The organism is Bacillus sp. AR8-1, assembly GCF_008042345.1.
Lineage (GTDB): Bacteria > Bacillota > Bacilli > Bacillales > Bacillaceae_G > Bacillus_A > Bacillus_A cereus.
Genome location: NZ_QNUB01000017.1, coordinates 302,094 through 323,237, shown reverse-complemented (window position 1 = coordinate 323,237; position 21,144 = coordinate 302,094). Strand labels below are relative to the sequence as shown.

Here is a 21,144-nt window from a genome sequence, read left to right as displayed (position 1 = left end):
AAAAAGAAGAGTTCTAGACTTACCATTAGAACCCCCCTCAAAATATTTAAACGATTCTTCTACACAAGATTATTTAATTCCACCTCATTTAAACTTCCAACAACAATATTTCCTTTATACACGACTAAACGTTTTTCTGTTTGACGCGCTACTGCTTCAGCAGCGCATGTCGCATTTGTCAAAACAAAACTCGCTTCATCCCCTACATTCGGCCATACTCGCTTCCCTTCATTATTTAACGTTTCTTTTCCTCCTGTAATAAAGCGAAGTGCTTTTCCTAAAGACCTTTCATCACTCCACCCAAAACGCTCTGCTAATCGATTCGCCTTTTGAAGCATATCACCTGTTCCAAACGGTGACCAATGATCTGTAATACTATCATTTCCTAATGAAACCTTAACACCTTTTTTATCTAATAACGGAATTGGGATTACTTGTTTACCAATTGGTACCGTTGAAGTAATATCAATATTTACATTTGCGAGTCTTTCTGCCACTTCTTCAGCCTCTTTATCAGTAACACCACCAAGTCCAAGTGCATGACTAATTGTTACACGACCTTGCCATCCTGCTTCTTCTGTTAAACTTGCCAATCTCTTCATCGTAAATGTTCCAAGATTATTCGCATCATGCAAATGAATATCAACATCCGCATTAAATTCTACTGCGATATCCATAATTGTATGTAATGATTTTTCAATGTCATTATCCACTGTAGCTGGATCTACGCCTCCGACTAGATGAGCACCCATACGCATCGCATCTTTCACGAGTTGTACAGAATTACTGCGCAATAATCCATGTTGCGGAAACGCAACAATTCTACTAGACACTCGATTTTTATATGTTTCTAATGCCGCTAACGTCGCCTCCAAATTACCAAGCCCAATAATTGGATCAACATTACAATGCGTTCTAATATTCGTTGCACCATTTTGCAGTAGTAACTCTAGCATATTTTCCGCTCTATTTTGGGCAGTCGCTAATTGCTTTGGTAAAATTTTTTCTTCTTCATTAAAGCGTGTAAAAATACTTTCTGCTGGCATACAAGCTTTCCAAGGACCACTATAATATGTCTTATCAATGTGAATATGCATCTCTTCGAAAGCGGGCAAAATTAATAAACGATTAGCATCAAGAATGAGTACCCCTTCCTCTTGAACAGTCCCTGCTATAATTTTTTTAATTCGTCCCTCTTCAATAAGTAAACTACATAACTCTGTTTCTGTTTTTGAAATTCTCCCCTCTTCATATGTATACCCCGATTCAAGCGTTACATTAGTCAACCAATATACCGTCATCTCTATTTCCCCACCCTTTATTAAAAGTTACCTCTTACTATAATTTTAATATCAACTGAAAATTAAGACAATTAATATGACTGTTCCCTAAAAAAATGTCATACAACCTCATAGTCTCCTCATAGATTTCCATATAGAATAGAAGTATAGAGTTTGCTATAAAAAGGAGTGTATTGGAAGATGTCAAAAAGATTATGTAAATCCGAAACTGATAAAATGCTATTTGGTATATGCGGTGGTTTAGGAGAATATTTTGATATTAGCTCTACTCTCATTCGCATACTTTGGGTCATTGCAGTTTTATGTTTTGGGACGGGGTTTTTAGTTTATTTTATTTGTTTATTACTTATGCCACACTCTTACTAATAACATTCTTTCATATATTTGAGCATAGTGTATACAAAATCCCCTATAGATTTTTCTATAGGGGATTTTTTCATGAAGAATATTTCATCGTTAAATGTAATACCGCCACTTCTTCTTCTTCATTTTTATAAATATGCTTCTTATTCGCTTCAAATTGAATGGAATCAAACTCATTTAATTCATATACATCATTCTCCACTTGAATAGACACTTTCCCTTTCATTACCGTTACAAGCTCAATCGCACCTTCATGATGAGCTTCTGGTTCATATATACTATTTGATCGTAAACAAGCACGGTGCATTTCCATCCCTGTTTCTTTCGTATAACGGAACATCGTTTCTAAATGCCATGCTTGTCCTACATCTACTGCAAATCCTTCTCCACAGCGCGCAACGGCTACTGGTTCTCCAAAAACCATTAATCTAGATAAAGGAATTGATAACCCTTTCGTTATTTTCCAAATGACAGCTAGCGTCGGATTTGTTTCCCCTCTTTCGATCTTTCCTAATGTTAATTTACTAACTCCTGTTTTATGAGCTAATTCTTCTAAACTTAATTTCTGTTCATTTCGAATTTGTCTCAATAACTGTCCAACTTGTTGAATGACTTCTTTCGTTTGCATATCTTCATTTTCTTTCATATATAAAACCACCTCGAAGTATAAAATAGTTTACTTTTATTTAATTAAAGTATATCATACTATACATAATTATTTATTTTGAAAGGAGTGCTATACTTCATGCGCGCAATTTTATTAGGTCTTTTATCATCGGCCTTTTTTTCTGCAACCTTTATTATTAATAGAGCAATGAATGTATCTGGAACGAGCTGGGCTTGGACAGCTTCCTTCCGTTTTTTATTTGCTCTCCCTATTTTATTCCTTATCGTTTTATTTCGCAAAAACTTTAGGGGATTATGGAAAGAGTTAAAAAAACATCCATTGGCGTGGATCGGATGGGGTTCTGTTGCCGGTATTGGTTTTTATTCTTTATTAAGTTTCTCAGCTGTCTTTTCTCCAGCTTGGCTCGTTGCTGGAACTTGGCAAGTTACGATTTTAGCTGGTTTACTACTATCACCACTATTTTTTGTGAAAATAGAAACAAAATCAGGTACGAAACTTGTACGTGGAAAAATTCCACTTCGTAGCTTATATGTTGCTTTATTTATTTTACTTGGTGTAATTTGTATGCAAGCAACTGCCGCAGGCCATATTACAATGACTCAGTTCATTTCAGGTTTTTTACCTGTCGTATTAGCCGCTTTCTTATATCCGTTCGGTAACCGAAAAATGATGGAGCTTGTTGGCGGACGCCTTGATACGTTCCAACGTGTATTAGGAATGGCAATTGGAAGTCTTCCTATAACAATTTTGCTTGGTGTATACGGATTTTCTACTACGGGTATTCCAACATCTAGCCAAATGCTTCAAGGATTTTTGTTAGCATTATGTTCCGGCGTTATTGCAACGATGACATTTTTCTTTGCTACTGACTTAGCAAAAGATAACCTGGCTTTACTTGGAGCTGTTGAAGCAACACAAGCTGGAACGATGGTCTTTACCGTACTTGGAGAAATTGTTTTCTTGAATGGTTCGTTTCCTGGCGGGCTTTCCCTACTTGGAATGATTATTATTATGTTAGGAATGGTTGCAAATAGTATTTTAAACCGATCTATTCCAGCCGTTAAACAGAAAAAACCAGCATAAAAAAAGAGTATGGTTCTATAGAGATGAACCATACTCTTTTTTATTGTCCCCCTATTTTGCCTTATCAGAATAGTATTTCATTGGCTGTTTATACTAAAACGTATGTTATAATACGTTTCATGCGCATTAATAGGAGGTAAATTATGTTAAAAAAAGCAATCGCTGAATTTATTGGTACCTTTGTACTTGTATTATTCGGAACTGGAGTAGCTGTCACTGGCGGCGGAATCGAAGGAATTGGAACATTAGGAATCGCTATGGCTTTCGGCTTATCTATTGTAGCTATGGCATATAGCATCGGAACAATTTCTGGATGTCACATTAACCCAGCAGTATCAGTAGCTATGTTCATCAACAAACGCATGAACGCTATGGAACTTTGTTATTATGTATTAGCTCAAATTTTAGGTGGTTTATTAGGAACTGCAACGTTAGTAACAATTTTAAAATCTGCTAAAACACCTTTAGATAATTTAGGACAAAATGGTTTCGGAACTCTTGGTTTATCTGGAGCATTTTTAGTTGAGTTCATTTTAACTTTCGTATTTATTTTAGTTATCGTCGCTGTAACAGGTAAAAAAGGAAGTTCTTCTTTAGCTGGACTAGTAATTGGTTTCACATTAGTTTTAATCCACTTATTAGGAATTCCGTTAACTGGAACATCTGTTAACCCAGCTCGTAGTATCGCACCAGCTTTATTTGTTGGTGGAGAAGCACTTTCTCAACTATGGGTATTCATCATAGCACCAATTCTTGGTGGTATCTTCGCAGCTATCGTAGGTAAATTCATTTTAAATACTGAAAAATAGAATTTTCAATATTTCTGAATAAAAAAAAGCGAGCCCTCATTATGAGGAAGCTCGCTTTTTTATTCTTTCATTTTAGACTTTAAATTTGTAACTAATTGATCTACCGTTACATTTGCAAGCACGTTTTCCATCGCTTCTTGCGCTTGCATTAAAATAATTTCTAATACTGATTGAATATTAGCTCCTACTGGACATTCAATGTTGGGATTTTCATGGAAGGAAAATAGCTGTCCTTCTTCTACAACTTCCACTGCTTTATATACATCAAGTAATGTAATTTCTTCTAAATCTCGAGCAAGTGTCGTACCACCTTTACCAGCTTGTACATCAACAAGTCCTGCTCTCTTCAACATTCCTGTAATGCGACGAATCACAACTGGATTTGTATTCACACTACCGGCAATCCATTCAGAGGTACAGCGAGAGTTTCGATCTATCGCAAGTAATGTCAGCATATGAACACCTACTGTAAAACGACTACTAATCCCCATCTGCACACCCTCCTTTTTATTCATTCTATTAAAAGACGACTCTTATTATTATATACTATTTTTAATTTATACATAAAGAAAAAGCATGATTTCAATAGGAAATCATGCTTTTCTCTCATTATTGACGCTTTATAAATTTCGCTAAATCTTTAAATTTCACTTTATCTGAGTAATTCATTACGCCATTTACGTAAATGCGGCTTGTAACAGCATTTAATATCGCAATTGTCGCCAATAAGACTGCTAATGTTATCGTAATTTCTAGCATACCTGCTTCACCAGCTACAATACGTGAGAAGGTAACCATCGGTGTAAAAAATGGAACGTAAGAACTTACAACAACGATAGTACTATTCGGATCACTTAATGATTTAATACTAATGAAGAATGCAGCCATAATTAAAATCATTACCGGGAAAGATACAGCTTGTAAATCCTCCGTCTTAGACACGACAGCTCCAGCAGCAGCATACATCATTGCATAAAGTAAATATCCCGTAATGAAATAAACAAGAAACATGCTTACAACCTTTGCATCTAATTTCGTAAAGTCAATTGGAATACCAAATAGTGAGGCACTTTCTAAATCGACCCAACCTAACAAATATGGAATAAGATAACCACACGCCAATATGACAAGTTGCAATAAAGCCGTTGAAACAACCGCTAAAATTTTCGCATACATCATCGTAAGAGGTTTCACTTTCGGAAGCATTACTTCCATTACACGTGACGCCTTCTCAGATGCAATATTCATTGCGATTGTATTTCCGAACGCTACAATAAACATATATAAAGCAAATGTAAAGAAATAGGCAATTCCGAAAGAAGATGTACGATCTTTTATCGCTTCTTGCTTTACTTGAATTTCTGTTTGTAATTGCTGTGCAATTTCTGGTGAAACATTATTTTTGGCAATTGTCACCATCGTATATTGTTGCTTTAAATATCCTGCCATAATTGCAGAAGTTGCTTGGCTTGGAAATCCATTATACATATATGTAATCGATGGAGCCCCACCCTTTTCCGTCACATGGAATAGACCATCTAAATCGCCTTCTTCTACTTGCTTATGCAGTTTATCAAAATCATCCTTTGAACCAAGTGTTATTTTTGCTGATGGCAATAACTTATTTAGCTCATCTTTTTGTACTTTATATGTGGAACTCTCTACTACAACTGCAATTTTATCTTTATCCTTATTTTTATCATCGCCTGAAGTAAAATGATTAAATGCAAAAATCCCAAACACAACTAAAAATAAAATGGCACTCGTAATTAATGATTTTTTAGATAAAAATGCTTCCCTAAAATAAAATGAAAATACGTGAGAAAATTTACGCATCGTTATTTCGCCCTCTCTACAAAGATTTCATTTAACGTCGGCTCTAACATTTTGAATTGTCGTAAGCTAACACCTTGCTCTTGCAACTGTTGCAAAATCTTGAGAGCTTCCGCATCGTCTTGTACTTTCACATAAAGAAGGCCTTGTTGTTTTTCATACGATACATGTATAGCCTCTAATCCCTTTTCATTCTCTACTGTATCTTCAATCGTTAAATTACGGAAACCGTATTCTTTCTTAATATCACTTAGCTGTCCTTTTACGACTGCTTCACCTTTTTTCAAAATACATACATGTTGGCAAAAAGCCTCTACTTGTTCCATACGATGACTTGATAAAATAATCGTCTTTCCGCTCTGTACTTGTTCTTCAATAATACTAGCTAACATCCCGGCATTAACTGGATCAAGGCCGCTGAATGGTTCATCTAAAATGAGAAGTTCCGGATTATGAAGAAGAGCAGCAATTAATTGGATTTTTTGCTGATTCCCTTTTGAAAGCTCTCCAGCCGTTTTAAATTTATATTCTGGTATCGCTAAACGCTCTAACCAATGATCAATAGCGTGATCTACTTCTTTCTTCGACATTCCTTCTAATCTACCAAAATATCGCAACTGATCTATTACTCTACTTTTTGTATATAAACCTCTTTCTTCTGGTAAATACCCAATTGTTACGCCACTATCCCCAAATGCTTTTCCATCCCACGTAATCGTACCTTCATTAGGCGTTAATAATCCGAGAAGCATTTTGATTGTTGTTGTTTTCCCTGCACCATTTCGTCCAAGTAATCCTAGTACTTCACCTTTTGGTAACGAAATTTGCAAACCGTTAACTGCTTTTGATTCCCCAAATTGTTTCGTTAAGTTTTGAATTTGTAAACTCAAAGTATAAAGCCTCCCCTTTAGTATCATTCGTACTCTCTTTCAAAGACTATGTTTATTCAAGAAAAAATATAGCACTACACTTCATCCTCTTATATGTAAACACCGTCATTAATCCATCATTTGTTCTATTTAGTTAAAATTGTAAATAACAAAACCCTTTTTGTCAATTATAATTGTCATTACGACAATAAAAATTGTCAAAATAACTATTATTATTTTGCTCATCTTTCTAATATAGGACATACTACTATATATACAAAAGACAATATGCAAATGTTCATATAAAAATATTATATTTTAATATATAATATAAAATGATTTTCTAACATCAAGGAGGATACATATGAAGATGAAGAGGGGCATTACCACTCTATTATCTGTAGCGGTTCTATCTACATCACTTGTAGCATGTTCAGGAACACCAGAGAAAACAGTGGCGAGAGAAGAGAAAGTAAAATTAACAGAACAGCAATTAATGGCTGATTTATGGTATCAAACAGCTGGCGAAACGAAAGCACTTTACTACCAAGGGTACAATATCGGTCAATTAAAGCTTGATGCAGTTCTTGCAAAAGGGACAGAGAAAAAACCTGCTATCGTACTTGATTTAGACGAAACTGTTTTAGATAACAGTCCTCATCAAGCAATGAGCGTAAAAACAGGCAAAGGCTATCCTTACAAATGGGATGATTGGATTAATAAAGCTGAGGCTGAAGCCCTTCCAGGCGCAATTGATTTCTTAAAATATACAGAGTCTAAAGGTGTAGATATTTACTACATCTCAAATCGTAAAACGAACCAACTAGATGCAACAATTAAAAATCTTGAGCGTGTAGGTGCTCCTCAAGCAACGAAAGAACATATATTACTACAAGATCCGAAAGAAAAAGGAAAAGAAAAACGCCGTGAACTCGTTTCTCAAACCCATGATATTGTCTTATTCTTCGGTGATAACTTATCTGATTTCACAGGTTTTGATGGAAAATCTGTAAAAGATCGTAACCAAACAGTAGAAGATTCAAAAGCACAATTTGGTGAGAAATTCATTATTTTCCCGAATCCAATGTATGGCGATTGGGAAGGCGCTTTATATGATTATGATTTCAAAAAATCAGATGCAGAAAAAGATAAAATCCGTCGCGACAACTTAAAATCATTTGAAGTAAAATAAAAGAGGATGGCATTCGCCATCCTCTTTATTTTACTTTCTCTGTTAAAGGCAAGATAAACACTTCCACACGTCTATTCTTTGCCTTTCCTTCTTGTGTATCGTTTGGAGCAATTGAACGGTATTCTCCGTATCCAATCGCACTAAATTTTTCTGGTTGTAATTCTTTATTTTGCAGTAATACTTGCATAAAATTAACTGCCCGCTGCGTACTTAATTCCCAATTCGACGCAAACTGCGCATTGGCAATAGGGACATTATCCGTATGACCCGATACTGTAATTTCACGAGGTGACGCTGAAACAAGTAAGCTAGACATCTCTTTCGCAATCCCTAAAGATTCTAATTTCACATCTGCTTTCCCCGAATCAAACAGTATATTTTCTAATATTGTCACCATTAATCCCTTTTCAGTTAATTTAGTTTGAAAAGAAGAGGATAATTGTTTTTCATTAATATATTGATCAATCTTTTTTTGTAATGCTTTCAATTCATCCATCTCTTTTTTTTCTTTAGCTCTAGCTTCTTCTTGTTTTTTTGCTTGTTCTGCCTCAAGGCTACTTGCTGATAATTCTTTTTCCTCATTTGGCTTTTGATCACTTAAAAATTCTTTGTTACCTGTTCCCCCAGCTAATTCACTTCGAAAAGCAACTGCCATCTGTTTAAACTTCGCAGCATCTATACTACTCATTGCGAATAAAACGATAAACAATGCAAATAACAACGTTAACATATCAGAATATGGAATTAACCACGTTTCATCGATATGCTCATCATGTTTTTTCTTTTTGCCTCTTCTATTTTTCTTACTCCGCATTTTTTTCTGCTCCTTTTTCTAACTTTTTACGCTCAGTTGCAGAAAGTGCACCTAAAATGCGGTTCTTCATAATAAACGGATATGTACCTTCTTGTAACATTAATAAACAATCAATGATTAAACGTTTTTTCTCAATTTCAGCTGAAGATTTTTGCTTTAACTTATTTGCAAATGGATGCCATAATACATAACCTGAAAAAATACCAAAAATCGTTGCAATAAACGCACCCGAAATAGCATGACCTAACTTTTCAATATCAGTTAAGTTACCAAGCGCAGCTACAAGACCGATAACAGCACCTAAAACTCCTAATGTCGGTGCATACGTACCAGCTTGTGAAAAAATAGCAGCTCCCTTTGCATGTCTTTCTTCAATTGCCTCTAATTCAGATTCCAAAATCTGCTCTAAATCTTCTGCGGATACGCCATCAATCACAAATTTCATACCGCGCAAAAGAAATTCATCTTGAATTTTGTCTAATTGTTGCTCTAAAGACAAAATACCGTATTTTCTACTTTCAGATGTCCAATGAACAAATAATTCTAGCAACTGTTCATAACTTAAATCCTTTTTATTTGAACCAAAAAGAACTTTAAATAGTTTTGGAACCCTTTTTAGTTGATTCATCGGAAATGCAATACATACTGCAGCAAATGTACCGATAAAAATAATTAATGCTGCGGCAGGATTTAATAAGGCTGTTACGTCAGCGCCCTTGACGACCATCCCTACTACCACTGCTAAAAATCCTAAAACAAGTCCAATAATTGTTGCAAAATCCATTCCCATTCACTCCTAGTCTATACAAGAAGTTCTTTATTCTCGATAATCGCTACATCTTCTTATGTATATATATTACATAAAAAATGCAATTCATGAAAGATAAGAAATGAATTATATAAAAAAATACTACAAATTCACACATTTTCTGACATTTTCTTTGCATTTCTATTACGTTATGACTCTTATATTCCTTTTCCAACAAACTAGACTTATAATAAAAAAAAACGATACACATTTTATTAAGAAGGGACTGTGATTACAAGGCATTATGAAAAAGATAATAATTATTTCTGCCACTACTATTGTAATCGGTATCACATCTTTCACTTACTTTGGTTCTAAATCACCACTACATAATGAAGCGAAAGCTGTCGAAAGTCAAAAACATACTAACCACCCAAAAGAAGAGATTCCTGCTTTTCCAAAAGCTGATCATAATGCAAAGAAAATAGACAATGACTTTTCAGTTGTAACAAATCCAAAATCTAATCTTGTCTTAATTAATAAACATCGAAAACTACCAGATGGATACATTCCTGAAGACTTAACGAGACCAAACGTACCATTTTCTAGTCCAAAAGATAAAGAAAAAACATTGCTACGCAAAGATGCTGCGGAGGCACTTGAAAACATGTTCAAAGCTGCGAAAAAAGAAGGGCTTGATCTTACAGCTGTATCTGGTTATCGTTCATACAAACGCCAAAAATCGTTGCATGATACATACGTTAGACGTCAAGGAAAAGCTGAGGCTAATTCAGTAAGCGCAATTCCTGGTACGAGTGAACACCAAACGGGTTTAGCAATGGATATTAGTTCAAAAACAGCTAAATTTCAATTAGAGCCTATTTTCGGGGAGACAGCAGAAGGAAAATGGGTCGCGGAACACGCTCATGAATTCGGCTTTGTCATTCGTTACTTAGAAGATAAAACAGATACAACAGAATATGCATATGAACCATGGCACTTACGCTACGTTGGTAATCCATACGCTACATACCTATATAAACATCACTTAACATTAGAAGAAGCGATGGAAGACAAAAAATAAGAGAGCAAATTGCTCTCTTATTTTTCTTTCACTCTATCATTGTAGTAATTTCTTCTTCCATTCTTCAGGCCATGGTTCGCCTCTTCCTGTTTTTTTCGACGCTTGAACCATCATTCCACGACCTACTAAACAAACCTCTCCTTCTGCATTCTTCACCATATAATGTAGATCTAAAGAAGAGTTCCCAACCGATCCTGCCTTTACATACACCTTCAACTGTTCATCAAAATATATTTGCTTAATAAAATTACATTGTAAATCCGCAACAACGATCATCGTTTCTGATGATGCATGTGTCCACTCTTGCATAAATCCAAGTTCTTTAAACAACGCGATACGAGCTTCTTCAAAATAAGTAAAAGCAACGACATTATTTACATGTCCAAACATATCTACTTCACCAAAACGAACCTTTACAGGATTGTAAAATGAAAAACCACTTTCCCATTTCTCGAAGTCTTCAATATAAGAAATTCTCTTCAACGCTATCTCCCCTTCCTGCCAAAAAACAGAATAAACTGAAAAATATAGTTATAAATATTGCCCCTTCAAAATGAAGAGGCAATATTTATTAATAGTTATTATCGCTACCAAAGAAATCTTTGAACGATTGAATTGTTGTATCACGGTTTAATGCCGCAATTGAAGTTGTTAAAGGAATACCCTTCGGACATGATTGCACACAGTTTTGAGAGTTACCACAGTTTGCTAGTCCTCCATCTCCCATAATTGCACGTAAGCGATCTGCTTTATGCATTTCACCCGTTGGATGTGAGTTGAATAAACGAGCTTGTGATAACGGCGCTGGTCCAATAAAGTCAGACTTACTGTTTACGTTTGGACATGATTCTAAGCAAACACCACATGTCATACATTTTGAAAGCTCATAAGCCCATTGACGCTTTTTCTCAGGCATTCTTGGTCCTGGACCTAAGTCATACGTACCATCAATTGGAATCCAAGCTTTAACGCGTTTTAGAGCATTAAACATGCGACTGCGGTCAACTTGTAAATCACGTACAACTGGGAATGTCTTCATCGGCTTTAAGCGAATTGGCTGTTCTAATTGGTCAATAAGAGCCGTACATGATTGACGTGGCTTTCCGTTAATAACCATCGAACATGCACCGCATACTTCCTCTAAGCAGTTCATATCCCATGCGATCGGAGTTGTTTGGTTTCCTTTTGAATCGACAGGATTACGACGAATTTCCATAAGCGCCGAAATAATATTCATATTAGGACGATATGGAATTTCAAACTCTTGGTCAAACTCTTGTGCATCTGGTCCATCTTGTCTCGTAATGATGAGGCGGATTGTTTTCTCAGACATGTTGTTTATCCCCCTTCTCTTCACCCTTAGCAGCTACATCATGTTTTGAAGAATAATCACGTTTACGTGGTTTAATTAATGAAACATCAACGTCTTCGTAATGGAATGCTGGTGCATTTCCTTCTCCTTCAAATTTTGCCATAGTAGTTTTTAAGAAGTTTGCATCATCACGATTTGGGAATTCAGGTTTGTAATGCGCCCCGCGGCTCTCATTACGGTTATATGCGCCAATTGTAATAACACGTGCTAACTCAAACATATTTGCAAGTTGACGTGTAAATGAAGCACCTTGGTTACTCCATCTCGCTGTATCGTTAATGTTAATACGTTTGTAACGATCCATTAACTCTTCAATTTTCGCATCTGTTTCTAATAACTTTTTATTTTCACGAACTACTGTAACGTTATCTGTCATCCATTCTCCAAGCTCTTTATGAAGAACATATGCATTTTCATTACCATCCATCGTTAAAATATTGTTAAATTTCTCTGTTTCGATTAATTCATTTTGCTCATATACAGTAGATGAAACAGCATCTGATGATTTAGAAAGACCTTTCATATATTCAATTGCGTTTGGTCCTGCTACCATACCACCGTAAATTGCTGATAATAGTGAGTTTGCACCAAGGCGGTTACCACCGTGCATAGAATAATCACACTCACCTGCTGCAAATAAACCTGGAATACTAGTCATTTGCTTATAGTCAACCCATAGTCCACCCATTGAATAGTGAACAGCTGGGAAGATTTTCATTGGTAGTTTACGAGGATCATCCCCTGTAAATTTCTCATAGATTTCAATAATTCCACCAAGTTTAATATCTAGTTCTTTCGGATCTTTATGAGAAAGATCTAAGTACACCATGTTTTCACCGTTAATACCTAGTTTTTGCTCTACGCAAACATCAAAGATTTCACGCGTTGCGATATCACGAGGTACAAGGTTTCCGTAAGCCGGATATTTTTCTTCTAAGAAGTACCATGGTTTACCATCTTTATATGTCCAAACACGTCCACCTTCACCACGTGCAGATTCACTCATAAGACGTAATTTATCGTCTCCAGGAATTGCCGTTGGGTGAATTTGAATGAACTCACCATTTGCATAATATGCACCTTGTTGATATACAGCAGAAGCTGCTGTACCTGTATTAATAATGGAGTTTGTTGATTTTCCGAAAATGATACCAGGGCCCCCTGTTGCCATAATCACGGCATCAGCTCCGAAACTTTTAATCTCCATAGTTTGTAAGTCTTGTGCAACGATTCCTCGGCACACACCTTCATCATCAACAACAGCTCGTAAGAAATCCCAGCCTTCATATTTCGTTACAAGTCCTGCTACTTCGTGACGACGTACTTGCTCATCTAATGCGTAAAGTAATTGCTGTCCAGTTGTTGCACCAGCAAATGCTGTACGGTGATGTTGCGTTCCACCAAATCGACGGAAATCAAGAAGTCCTTCTTCCGTACGGTTGAACATAACACCCATACGGTCCATTAAATGAATGATACCAGGTGCTGCTTCACACATTGCTTTAACTGGTGGTTGGTTCGCTAAGAAGTCCCCACCATAAATTGTATCGTCAAAGTGGATCCATGGAGAATCCCCTTCACCTTTCGTATTTACGGCACCGTTAATTCCGCCCTGAGCACATACAGAATGTGAACGTTTTACTGGTACTAAAGAAAACAGTTCAACATTTACTCCTGCTTCTGCCGCTTTAATCGTTGCCATTAAGCCAGCCAAGCCACCGCCGACTACTATAAGTTTCCCTTTCATGCTCTCCCACTCCTTACTGATTTGCTAGCTGTGGATCGATGAACGCTAATAATGCACTCACACCTACATAAGATAGACCTAAGAAAATAGCTAATGTTACATAAGTAGAGATTCTTTGTGAACGTGGAGATACTGTAATTCCCCAGCTGATGCAGAATGTCCATAGTCCATTTGCAAAGTGGAAAATTGTTGAAACAACACCAACTAAGTAGAATGCAAACATAGCTGGATTGTTTAAAATATCTGCCATCATATCATAGTTTACCTCTTTACCTAACATTGCTTGAATACGAGTTTCCCAGACGTGCCAAGAAATGAAAATCAGCGTAACGATACCTGAAATTCTTTGGAAAACGAACATCCAGTTACGGAAATAACCGTAAGAAACCGCATTGTTCTTAGCTGTAAATGCAATATATAAGCCATATATAGCATGGTACAGTATCGGTAAAAAGATGATGAAAATTTCTAGCGCATACCGGAATGGAAGGAGCTCCATAAAGCCTGCAGCTTTGTTAAAAGCCTCTGCTCCTCTTGTTGCAAAGTTGTTTACAATTAGATGTTGCGTCAAAAAGACACCAACCGGGATGACCCCCATTAATGAGTGCCACTTACGAAACGTATACTCGCGGCCTTTCATGTCCCCATTACCCCCTTGAATGTTTGACTGCTGTTTTCAGATTAATTTATAACAATAATGTTTTTTCACTATTGGCATAAGAAAAACTGAAAAAATTATTCGAAATATTTCAGCATAATTTGATAACAAGTTCATTTTACCCCTATTTTTGTCGAAGCGTCAAGAAAACGTATACATAATTTGCATATAATTTGGCAATTCTTTTTTTCTTCTTAGATATTCAGATTTCCCTAAAGAAAAATCTGTTTTTATAAATGAAAAATGTTATATAATAATCCCTATAGAAAGAGGGGAATATTGTGAGTAAAAATACAATCGATATAACATCTTTAGAAGATGTTTCATTGAACGCCTTCGCTTATGAATTGCTACGTGAAGAATTACTACCTGATTTAATCGGCAACGATTTAGATGGTATTTTATACTGGTCTGGTAGAAACCTTGCAAGAAAATATCCGCTAGAAACAATTGAAGAAGTCATTCAGTTCTTTGAAAAAGCTGGCTGGGGCACTTTAAGCATTATTGAACATAAGCGTCGTGAAATGCAGTTCCAACTTAAAGGCACACTCATTGCAGAACGTCAAAAACAAAAACGACATTCTTCTTATCAACTAGAAGCTGGATTCATCGCTGAACAAATTCAAAAGCAACGGAACGTCGTTGCAGAGTCATACGAAGAAAAGAAAAAACGTTCTGACTCTATTACATTTCTTGTAAAATGGGATATAAAAGATCTCATTGAAGTGTAAGCATTACCTACAGTCAACTAGACATATCAGTTTAGTTGACTTTTTTGTATTTTCATTCAGATGCATTTATTTTAAATCTTCAGAAATTATACCAAAAAACAGAAGACGTTGTAAACTACAACGTCTTCTTATCTGTTAAATACGTATAAATCGTCTCCGCGACATTTTTCGGCATACCCGCTTCGACAAATTCCTCTATAGAAGCTTCTTTCATCTTCTTTAATGAACCAAAATGTTTTAACAATACCTTTTTCCGTTTATCACCTATTCCTGGAATGTCATCCAATGCTGATTGAATGACAGATTTCCCATGTAATTGACGATGGAATGTAATCGCAAATCGATGCACCTCATCTTGAATACGCTGCAATAAATAAAATTCTTGGCTATTTCTCTCAAGCATCACAGGTTCCGGTGGGTCCCCAATAATTAAATGGGAGGTTTTATGTTTATCATCTTTCACAAGACCTGCCATCGGAATATATAATCCGAGCTCATTCTCTAGAATATCACTTGCAGCCGCTAGATGGCCTTTTCCTCCATCAATAATAATCAAATCAGGTAAAGGTGAATTTTCTTTAAGGGCCCTTGTATAACGGCGCCTCACAACTTCTCTCATAGACTCATAATCGTCTGGCCCTTGAACCGTTTTAATTTTATATTTTCGATACTCTTTCTTCGCCGGTTTCCCATCGATAAAAGCAATCATTGCAGAAACAGGATTTGTTCCTTGAATATTTGAGTTATCAAACGCTTCAATACGATACGGCGTTTCAATCCCAAGCTGCTTCCCTAAATGATCTACTGCTTTAATCGTTCGTTCTTCATCACGTTCAATTAAGTAAAACTTCTCTTCAAGAGCAATTTTCGCGTTTTTATTTGCTAATTCTACAAGGTCTTTTTTCTTACCACGTTTCGGCTGTGTCGCTTCTACTTCTAAAAAGCGCTCTACTAATTCCGAGTCTATACTTCCTGGAACGACAATTTCCTTCGGCTTAAAATGACTACTGTTTTCATAAAATTGGCCGATAAACGTTAAAAAGCCCTCTTCTGGTTCATCGTAAATTGGAAACATAGAAACATCACGTTCAATTAGCTTTCCTTTTCGAACGAAGAAAACTTGAACACACATCCATCCTTTATCCACTGCATATCCAAACACATCACGATCCACTAAGTCACTCATAATCATCTTTTGTTTTTCCATAATCGCATCAATATGAGCAATTTGATCACGCAACTCTTTTGCACGTTCAAACTCTAGTTTCTCTGAGGCCTCATACATTTTTACTTCTAATTCTGAACGAACTTCTTTATGTCCACCATTTAAAAACTTAATAATTTCATCTACAATTTCTTTATTTTGTTCTTCCGTCACTTCTTTCACACACGGCGCTAAGCATTGACCCATATGATAATACAAACAAACTTTATCTGGCATATTCGTACATTTCCGAAGTGGATACATACGATCTAGCAGTTTTTTCGTTTCATGAGCAGATTGTGCATTTGGATAAGGACCAAAATACTTTCCTTTATCCTTTTTTACATTTCGAGTAATGAGTAAGCGCGGTTGCTTCTCCGCCGTAATTTTAATAAAAGGATATGTTTTATCATCTTTTAATTGAATATTATATTTCGGATCATATTTTTTAATTAGATTTAACTCTAAAATAAGTGCTTCTAAATTCGAAGAGGTTACAATATATTCAAAATCAACAATTTCTCCTACAAGCCGCAGTGTTTTCCCATCATGTGAACCAGTAAAGTACGAGCGCACACGATTTTTAAGCACTTTTGCCTTTCCAACATATATAACCGTTCCTTGCTTATCTTTCATCAAATAACAACCAGGTTGATCTGGTAAAATAGCCAACTTCTCTTTCAAATGTTCGTGCACTCGTCTCCCTCCATTTCTACATACTTAGCATTTTTATTTTCCCTTGAAAACATACTATGCTCAAACACCCAACATACGTTCTTTTATTGTAACGGAAAGACTGTAAAAAAGAAAATAAAAAAAGCTACCAACTGGTAGCTTTTTTATTTTAGAAATGTTTAGAAACTAATTCTACTAACGCTTCTTTCGGTTTGTAACCTAACGTTTGATCAACTACTTTACCGTCTTTTAATACGAAAAGAGCTGGAATGCTCATTACTTCGAATTGACGAGCAGTTTCTTGGTTCTCATCAACATCTACTTTTACTACTTTTACTTTTTCGCCTAGTTCTGCATCGATCTCCTCTAATACAGGAGCGATCATTTTACAAGGTCCACACCAAGGTGCCCAGAAATCTAATAATACAACACCTTCGCTAGTTTCAGCTGCGAAGCTTTGGTCATTTGCGTTTACAATTGCCATTTTATTTCCTCCTTCAAGTATATTCTACCAAGAGTATATCATTAACTTATATACGTGGCGAATAATATGTATCGTTATGTATTGTAACAAAAAAATGTTCCTTTATACTATATAAAAATATGGATTAAATACTAAAAAGATGAGAGACAGGGGATCTCTCACCTTTTTCTATATATAGGGGTACTTCACTTGGAACTCAAGGGTACTTAAATCATGAATGTACTTTTAACTTTTTAAACTCTTCTGTTAAAAGAGGTACAACTTCGAACAAGTCACCAACAATACCGTAGTCAGCTACTTTGAAGATACTTGCTTCTGGATCTTTATTAATCGCAACGATTATTTTTGAGTTAGACATACCTGCTAAATGCTGAATCGCACCAGAAATACCACATGCAATGTATAAGTCTGGCGTAACAACTTTACCAGTTTGACCAATTTGTAATGAGTACTCACAGTATTCAGCGTCACAAGCACCACGAGATGCCCCAACAGCGCCGCCTAGTACGTCAGCTAACTCTTTTAATGGTTTAAATCCTTCTTCACTCTTCACACCGCGTCCGCCAGCGATAATAACTTTCGCTTCAGAAAGATCCACACCTTCTGCTGTTTTACGGACAACATCTTGAATAATTGTACGTAAATCTTTCACATCAACTGTAATAGAAGATACGTCACCGCTGCGAGACTCATCTTTTTCCAGAGTTGCAATGTTATTTGGACGCACTGTCGCAAATAAGATGCCGTCTGTTACAATCTTCTTCTCGAATGCTTTACCAGAGTAAATTGGACGAGTGAAGATAACATTTCCACCTTCAACCTCTAAAGCAGTTACGTCAGAAACTAAACCAGCTTCAAGCTTCGCTGCTAATTTTGGTGATAAATCTTTACCAAGTGCCGTATGTCCAAAGACAATACCTTCTGGATTTTCTTCAGCATGTACAGCTAAAAACGCTTGTGCATAACCATCAGATGTATATGATTTTAATTTATCATTTTCAACTGTCACAACGCGATCTGCACCGTAATGAATCAATTCATTTGCAAAAGAGGCAACGCTGTCTCCAATTAGAAGACCTACTACTTCACCGCCTTCTGCAATTGTTTTTGCTGCTGCTACCGCTTCAAACGAAACGTTACGTAGCGATCCATCACGAACTTCACCCATTACTAATACTTTACGAGCCATAGATTTTCCCTCCTGCATATATAATTTCGTATTTTATTAGATTACTTTCGCTTCTGTATGGAGCAACGATACAAGTTCTTTTACTTGATCTTGCAGCTCGCCTTGTAACACTTTTCCTGCATCTTTCTTAGGAGGCAAATAGATTTCAATTGTTTTTGTCTTTGCTTCCACATCATCTTCTTCTAGATCTAAATCATCTAATTCTAATTCTTCTAGTGGCTTTTTCTTCGCTTTCATAATACCTGGAAGCGATGGGTAACGAGGTTCATTTAAACCTTGCTGTGCTGTTACTAAAACTGGTAATGAAGTTGCAATCACTTCTGTATCACCTTCAACATCACGCTCAATCTTCACATTTGTACCGTCAATTTCAAGTTTTGTAATTGTCGTTACATATGGAATATTTAACGCTTCAGCTACGCGTGGCCCTACTTGTCCAGATGCACCATCAATTGCAACGTTTCCGCCTAAAATTAAATCTGCATCTTTATCTTTTAAATATTCAGCAAGTACTTTTGCTGTCGTGAACTGGTCACCATTTTCTACATCATCTTCAATATTAATTAATACCGCTTTATCACAGCCCATTGCTAATGCAGTACGAAGTTCTTTCTCACTATCTTCGCCACCGACTGTTACAACTGTAACTTCTCCACCTTGTGCGTCTCTTACTTGAATTGCTTCTTCAATTGCATATTCATCGTAAGGGTTGATGATGAATTCCGCTTCGCCATCGTAAATTGCACCGTTTTTAATTACGATTTTTTCTTCTGTATCAAATGTTCGTTTCATGAGTACGTAGATGTTCATTCCATTTACCCCCTTGTTTTTCAGAAAGATTCTATCAATTTTAATTTTCTGTTAATTTATATTAAAAAAATAATTGAACTACCTGCCACTAAATGAAGGTTTACGCTTTTCTAAAAATGCGGCTACACCTTCTCTTCCATCTTCACTCGTAAATACTTCACCAAAAATTTGTGATTCACGTTGTACACCTTCATAGTAATGAGACGATTTTGTCGTTTGCAATAACTCTAGTACAGCACGAGTTGTTGCTGGACTTTTTCCAGCAATTTGTTTTGCAACTTTAAGCGTATCATCTAAAAATGATTCTTCAGAGAACAATCCGTTAACAAGTCCCCACTTTAATGCTTCTGCACCAGTAATTGGTGTACTTGTTAACATCATTTCACAAGCTTTCGCTTTCCCAACATAACGTGGTAAGCGCTGTGTACCTGCAAAGCCAGGAATTAATCCAAGTGTTAATTCAGGTAAACCAAGTTTTGCACTTTCAGTTGCAAAGCGCATGTGGCAAGACATAGCAAACTCAAGGCCGCCGCCCAGTGCCGCTCCATGAATTGCCGCAATAACTGGTTTTGAACATTTTTCAACACGCTCAAACGTAACTTGTCCAAGTTGTGCTAATTCTGTTGCTTGCTTCGCTTCAGTAACAGATGTAAATTCTTTAATATCTGCTCCTGCTGAGAAGAAACGTCCTTCACCGTGAATAACAACAACACGAATGTTATCATCCTTTTCCACTTGATCAATTAATTCAGTAACGTCATGCATAACTTGTGAAGACATCGCATTCGCTGGTGCGTGATTTAACGTCGCCACCGCGATATGATCTTCAACTCTTACAGATAGGAATTTCAACATGATCCCTCCCATTATTGACGATAACCACAAGCTGCAATAAGTAGCCCGTGTACCGTTTTTGAAAGTGCGACCAGATCATACTTATGATCGCTCATTACCCAATTGGTCACAACTTCATCTACTGTTCCAAAGATCATTTGTCTTGCCACGCGAACATTTAAATCTGCTTGAAATTCACCTTGTTTTATACCAGTCTCTAAAATCTCATCCATAACTTGTAAGTAGCCTTTTAATACTTCATTTATTTTAAGGCGCAAGTCTTGATTGGACTGCCTTAGCTCTAATTGCGTAACGATAGCAAGCGGATCATTTTGCGACAACAGCAAGAAGTGCGTTTCTACCAACATGAATAACTTCGATACAGCGCTTTCAATTCCTGCTGTTTTTTGACGAATTGTTTCGACAAATTCTCCCATCTTCTCTTGGAATAAGGATATTAATATATCTTCTTTATTTTTAAAATATAAATAAATCGTGCCATCAGCTACCCCAGCTTGCTTTGCGATTTTAGAAACTTGCGCTTGGTGGTACCCATTCTCCGCAATCACAATGACTGCCGCATCAATAATTTGATTGTATTTCGGTCTATTTTTCTTCACTTTACTGTCCCCTTCAAGAAGATGACTGAATGAATAGTCATTCATATTCTTATAATACTGACTATTTAGAAAAGTGTCAATCCTATTTTTTCAAAA

The 21,144-nt window shown here is 36.3% G+C and carries 23 protein-coding genes; 6 read left to right on the top strand and 17 right to left on the bottom strand.

Going from position 1 to position 21,144, the window contains the following annotated elements:
• Nucleotides 1-59: 59 nt before the first annotated feature.
• Nucleotides 60-1,301, bottom strand: coding sequence for an amidohydrolase family protein (locus DN400_RS12925; RefSeq protein WP_000219588.1), 1,242 nt, complete (start codon nucleotides 1,299-1,301; stop codon nucleotides 60-62).
• 180 nt (nucleotides 1,302-1,481) lie between these two features.
• On the opposite strand from DN400_RS12925, the gene DN400_RS12920 reads away from it, so the two are divergent.
• The gene (locus DN400_RS12920) at nucleotides 1,482-1,667 is read left to right on the top strand and encodes a PspC domain-containing protein (protein WP_000044336.1); all 186 of its coding nucleotides are present in this window, start codon (nucleotides 1,482-1,484) and stop codon (nucleotides 1,665-1,667) included.
• Between the two features lie 70 nt (nucleotides 1,668-1,737).
• On the opposite strand, the gene DN400_RS12915 is transcribed toward DN400_RS12920, so the two are convergent.
• Entirely contained in the window at nucleotides 1,738-2,310 is a 573-nt protein-coding gene (locus tag DN400_RS12915; RefSeq protein ID WP_000661921.1) for a helix-turn-helix domain-containing protein, read from the bottom strand.
• A 99-nt stretch (nucleotides 2,311-2,409) separates the two neighbouring features.
• On the opposite strand from DN400_RS12915, the gene DN400_RS12910 reads away from it, so the two are divergent.
• Both DN400_RS12910 and DN400_RS12905 read left to right on the top strand, forming a co-directional pair.
• Nucleotides 2,410-3,375: a DMT family transporter gene (locus tag DN400_RS12910; protein ID WP_001201640.1), complete on the top strand. Its 966-nt coding sequence runs from the start codon at nucleotides 2,410-2,412 to the stop codon at nucleotides 3,373-3,375.
• Between the two features lie 143 nt (nucleotides 3,376-3,518).
• Complete coding sequence (locus tag DN400_RS12905; RefSeq protein WP_000913212.1) at nucleotides 3,519-4,184, top strand: aquaporin; 666 nt, start codon at nucleotides 3,519-3,521, stop codon at nucleotides 4,182-4,184.
• Between the two features lie 59 nt (nucleotides 4,185-4,243).
• Here DN400_RS12905 and DN400_RS12900 read toward each other — a convergent pair whose 3' ends face one another.
• The 3 genes from DN400_RS12900 to DN400_RS12890 all read right to left on the bottom strand — a co-directional run bounded on the left by DN400_RS12900 (nucleotide 4,244) and on the right by DN400_RS12890 (nucleotide 6,907).
• On the bottom strand, nucleotides 4,244-4,675 hold the full coding sequence (locus tag DN400_RS12900; protein ID WP_000512998.1) for an Rrf2 family transcriptional regulator: 432 nt from the start codon (nucleotides 4,673-4,675) through the stop codon (nucleotides 4,244-4,246).
• A gap of 118 nt (nucleotides 4,676-4,793) precedes the next feature.
• On the bottom strand, nucleotides 4,794-6,020 hold the full coding sequence (locus tag DN400_RS12895) for an ABC transporter permease (RefSeq protein WP_001224987.1): 1,227 nt from the start codon (nucleotides 6,018-6,020) through the stop codon (nucleotides 4,794-4,796).
• A gap of 2 nt (nucleotides 6,021-6,022) precedes the next feature.
• Complete coding sequence (locus DN400_RS12890) at nucleotides 6,023-6,907, bottom strand: ABC transporter ATP-binding protein (protein WP_065229401.1); 885 nt, start codon at nucleotides 6,905-6,907, stop codon at nucleotides 6,023-6,025.
• A gap of 343 nt (nucleotides 6,908-7,250) precedes the next feature.
• Here DN400_RS12890 and DN400_RS12885 point away from each other — a divergent pair, with 343 nt between their 5' ends.
• The gene (locus tag DN400_RS12885) at nucleotides 7,251-8,078 is read left to right on the top strand and encodes a 5'-nucleotidase, lipoprotein e(P4) family (protein WP_065229402.1); all 828 of its coding nucleotides are present in this window, start codon (nucleotides 7,251-7,253) and stop codon (nucleotides 8,076-8,078) included.
• A gap of 25 nt (nucleotides 8,079-8,103) precedes the next feature.
• Here DN400_RS12885 and motB read toward each other — a convergent pair whose 3' ends face one another.
• Both motB and motA read right to left on the bottom strand, forming a co-directional pair.
• Entirely contained in the window at nucleotides 8,104-8,892 is a 789-nt protein-coding gene (gene motB / locus DN400_RS12880; RefSeq protein ID WP_001256741.1) for a flagellar motor protein MotB, read from the bottom strand.
• Complete coding sequence (gene motA, locus DN400_RS12875; protein ID WP_000344862.1) at nucleotides 8,882-9,676, bottom strand: flagellar motor stator protein MotA; 795 nt, start codon at nucleotides 9,674-9,676, stop codon at nucleotides 8,882-8,884. The genes motB and motA overlap by 11 nt, the downstream gene beginning before the upstream one ends.
• A 268-nt stretch (nucleotides 9,677-9,944) precedes the next feature.
• Between motA and DN400_RS12865 the strand changes: the two genes are divergently transcribed.
• The gene (locus DN400_RS12865; protein WP_053563591.1) at nucleotides 9,945-10,724 is read left to right on the top strand and encodes a M15 family metallopeptidase; all 780 of its coding nucleotides are present in this window, start codon (nucleotides 9,945-9,947) and stop codon (nucleotides 10,722-10,724) included.
• A gap of 36 nt (nucleotides 10,725-10,760) precedes the next feature.
• On the opposite strand, the gene DN400_RS12860 is transcribed toward DN400_RS12865, so the two are convergent.
• From DN400_RS12860 to sdhC, 4 genes are all read right to left on the bottom strand, one after another.
• The gene (locus DN400_RS12860) at nucleotides 10,761-11,207 is read right to left on the bottom strand and encodes an acyl-CoA thioesterase (RefSeq protein ID WP_000822727.1); all 447 of its coding nucleotides are present in this window, start codon (nucleotides 11,205-11,207) and stop codon (nucleotides 10,761-10,763) included.
• Nucleotides 11,208-11,295: 88 nt separating this feature from the next.
• Nucleotides 11,296-12,057: a succinate dehydrogenase iron-sulfur subunit gene (gene sdhB / locus DN400_RS12855; RefSeq protein WP_001291830.1), complete on the bottom strand. Its 762-nt coding sequence runs from the start codon at nucleotides 12,055-12,057 to the stop codon at nucleotides 11,296-11,298.
• Entirely contained in the window at nucleotides 12,050-13,843 is a 1,794-nt protein-coding gene (gene sdhA, locus DN400_RS12850) for a succinate dehydrogenase flavoprotein subunit (protein WP_000676743.1), read from the bottom strand. Before sdhA ends, sdhB begins: the two co-directional genes overlap by 8 nt.
• 13 nt (nucleotides 13,844-13,856) lie before the next feature.
• Nucleotides 13,857-14,483 (bottom strand): succinate dehydrogenase cytochrome B558, encoded by a 627-nt coding sequence (gene sdhC / locus DN400_RS12845; protein ID WP_000678354.1) that lies wholly within the window; start codon nucleotides 14,481-14,483, stop codon nucleotides 13,857-13,859.
• A gap of 299 nt (nucleotides 14,484-14,782) precedes the next feature.
• On the opposite strand from sdhC, the gene DN400_RS12840 reads away from it, so the two are divergent.
• The gene (locus DN400_RS12840) at nucleotides 14,783-15,232 is read left to right on the top strand and encodes a YslB family protein (protein WP_000042214.1); all 450 of its coding nucleotides are present in this window, start codon (nucleotides 14,783-14,785) and stop codon (nucleotides 15,230-15,232) included.
• Nucleotides 15,233-15,347: 115 nt separating this feature from the next.
• On the opposite strand, the gene uvrC is transcribed toward DN400_RS12840, so the two are convergent.
• The 6 genes from uvrC to DN400_RS12810 form a co-directional block, all read right to left on the bottom strand.
• Nucleotides 15,348-17,132 (bottom strand): excinuclease ABC subunit C, encoded by a 1,785-nt coding sequence (gene uvrC, locus DN400_RS12835; protein WP_000544300.1) that lies wholly within the window; start codon nucleotides 17,130-17,132, stop codon nucleotides 15,348-15,350.
• Nucleotides 17,133-17,280: 148 nt separating this feature from the next.
• Nucleotides 17,281-17,595 (bottom strand): thioredoxin, encoded by a 315-nt coding sequence (gene trxA, locus DN400_RS12830; RefSeq protein WP_001018944.1) that lies wholly within the window; start codon nucleotides 17,593-17,595, stop codon nucleotides 17,281-17,283.
• 211 nt (nucleotides 17,596-17,806) lie between these two features.
• On the bottom strand, nucleotides 17,807-18,784 hold the full coding sequence (gene etfA, locus DN400_RS12825) for an electron transfer flavoprotein subunit alpha (RefSeq protein ID WP_000101946.1): 978 nt from the start codon (nucleotides 18,782-18,784) through the stop codon (nucleotides 17,807-17,809).
• Nucleotides 18,785-18,820: 36 nt separating this feature from the next.
• Nucleotides 18,821-19,594, bottom strand: a complete 774-nt coding sequence (gene etfB / locus DN400_RS12820) for an electron transfer flavoprotein subunit beta (RefSeq protein WP_001029028.1) — start codon at nucleotides 19,592-19,594, stop codon at nucleotides 18,821-18,823.
• Nucleotides 19,595-19,672: 78 nt separating this feature from the next.
• Nucleotides 19,673-20,449 carry an enoyl-CoA hydratase gene (locus DN400_RS12815; protein ID WP_000911291.1) on the bottom strand — a complete coding sequence of 259 codons (777 nt, stop codon included), beginning with the start codon at nucleotides 20,447-20,449 and terminating at the stop codon, nucleotides 19,673-19,675.
• Nucleotides 20,450-20,460: 11 nt separating this feature from the next.
• Entirely contained in the window at nucleotides 20,461-21,048 is a 588-nt protein-coding gene (locus DN400_RS12810) for a TetR/AcrR family transcriptional regulator (RefSeq protein ID WP_000742223.1), read from the bottom strand.
• Nucleotides 21,049-21,144 lie beyond the last annotated feature (96 nt).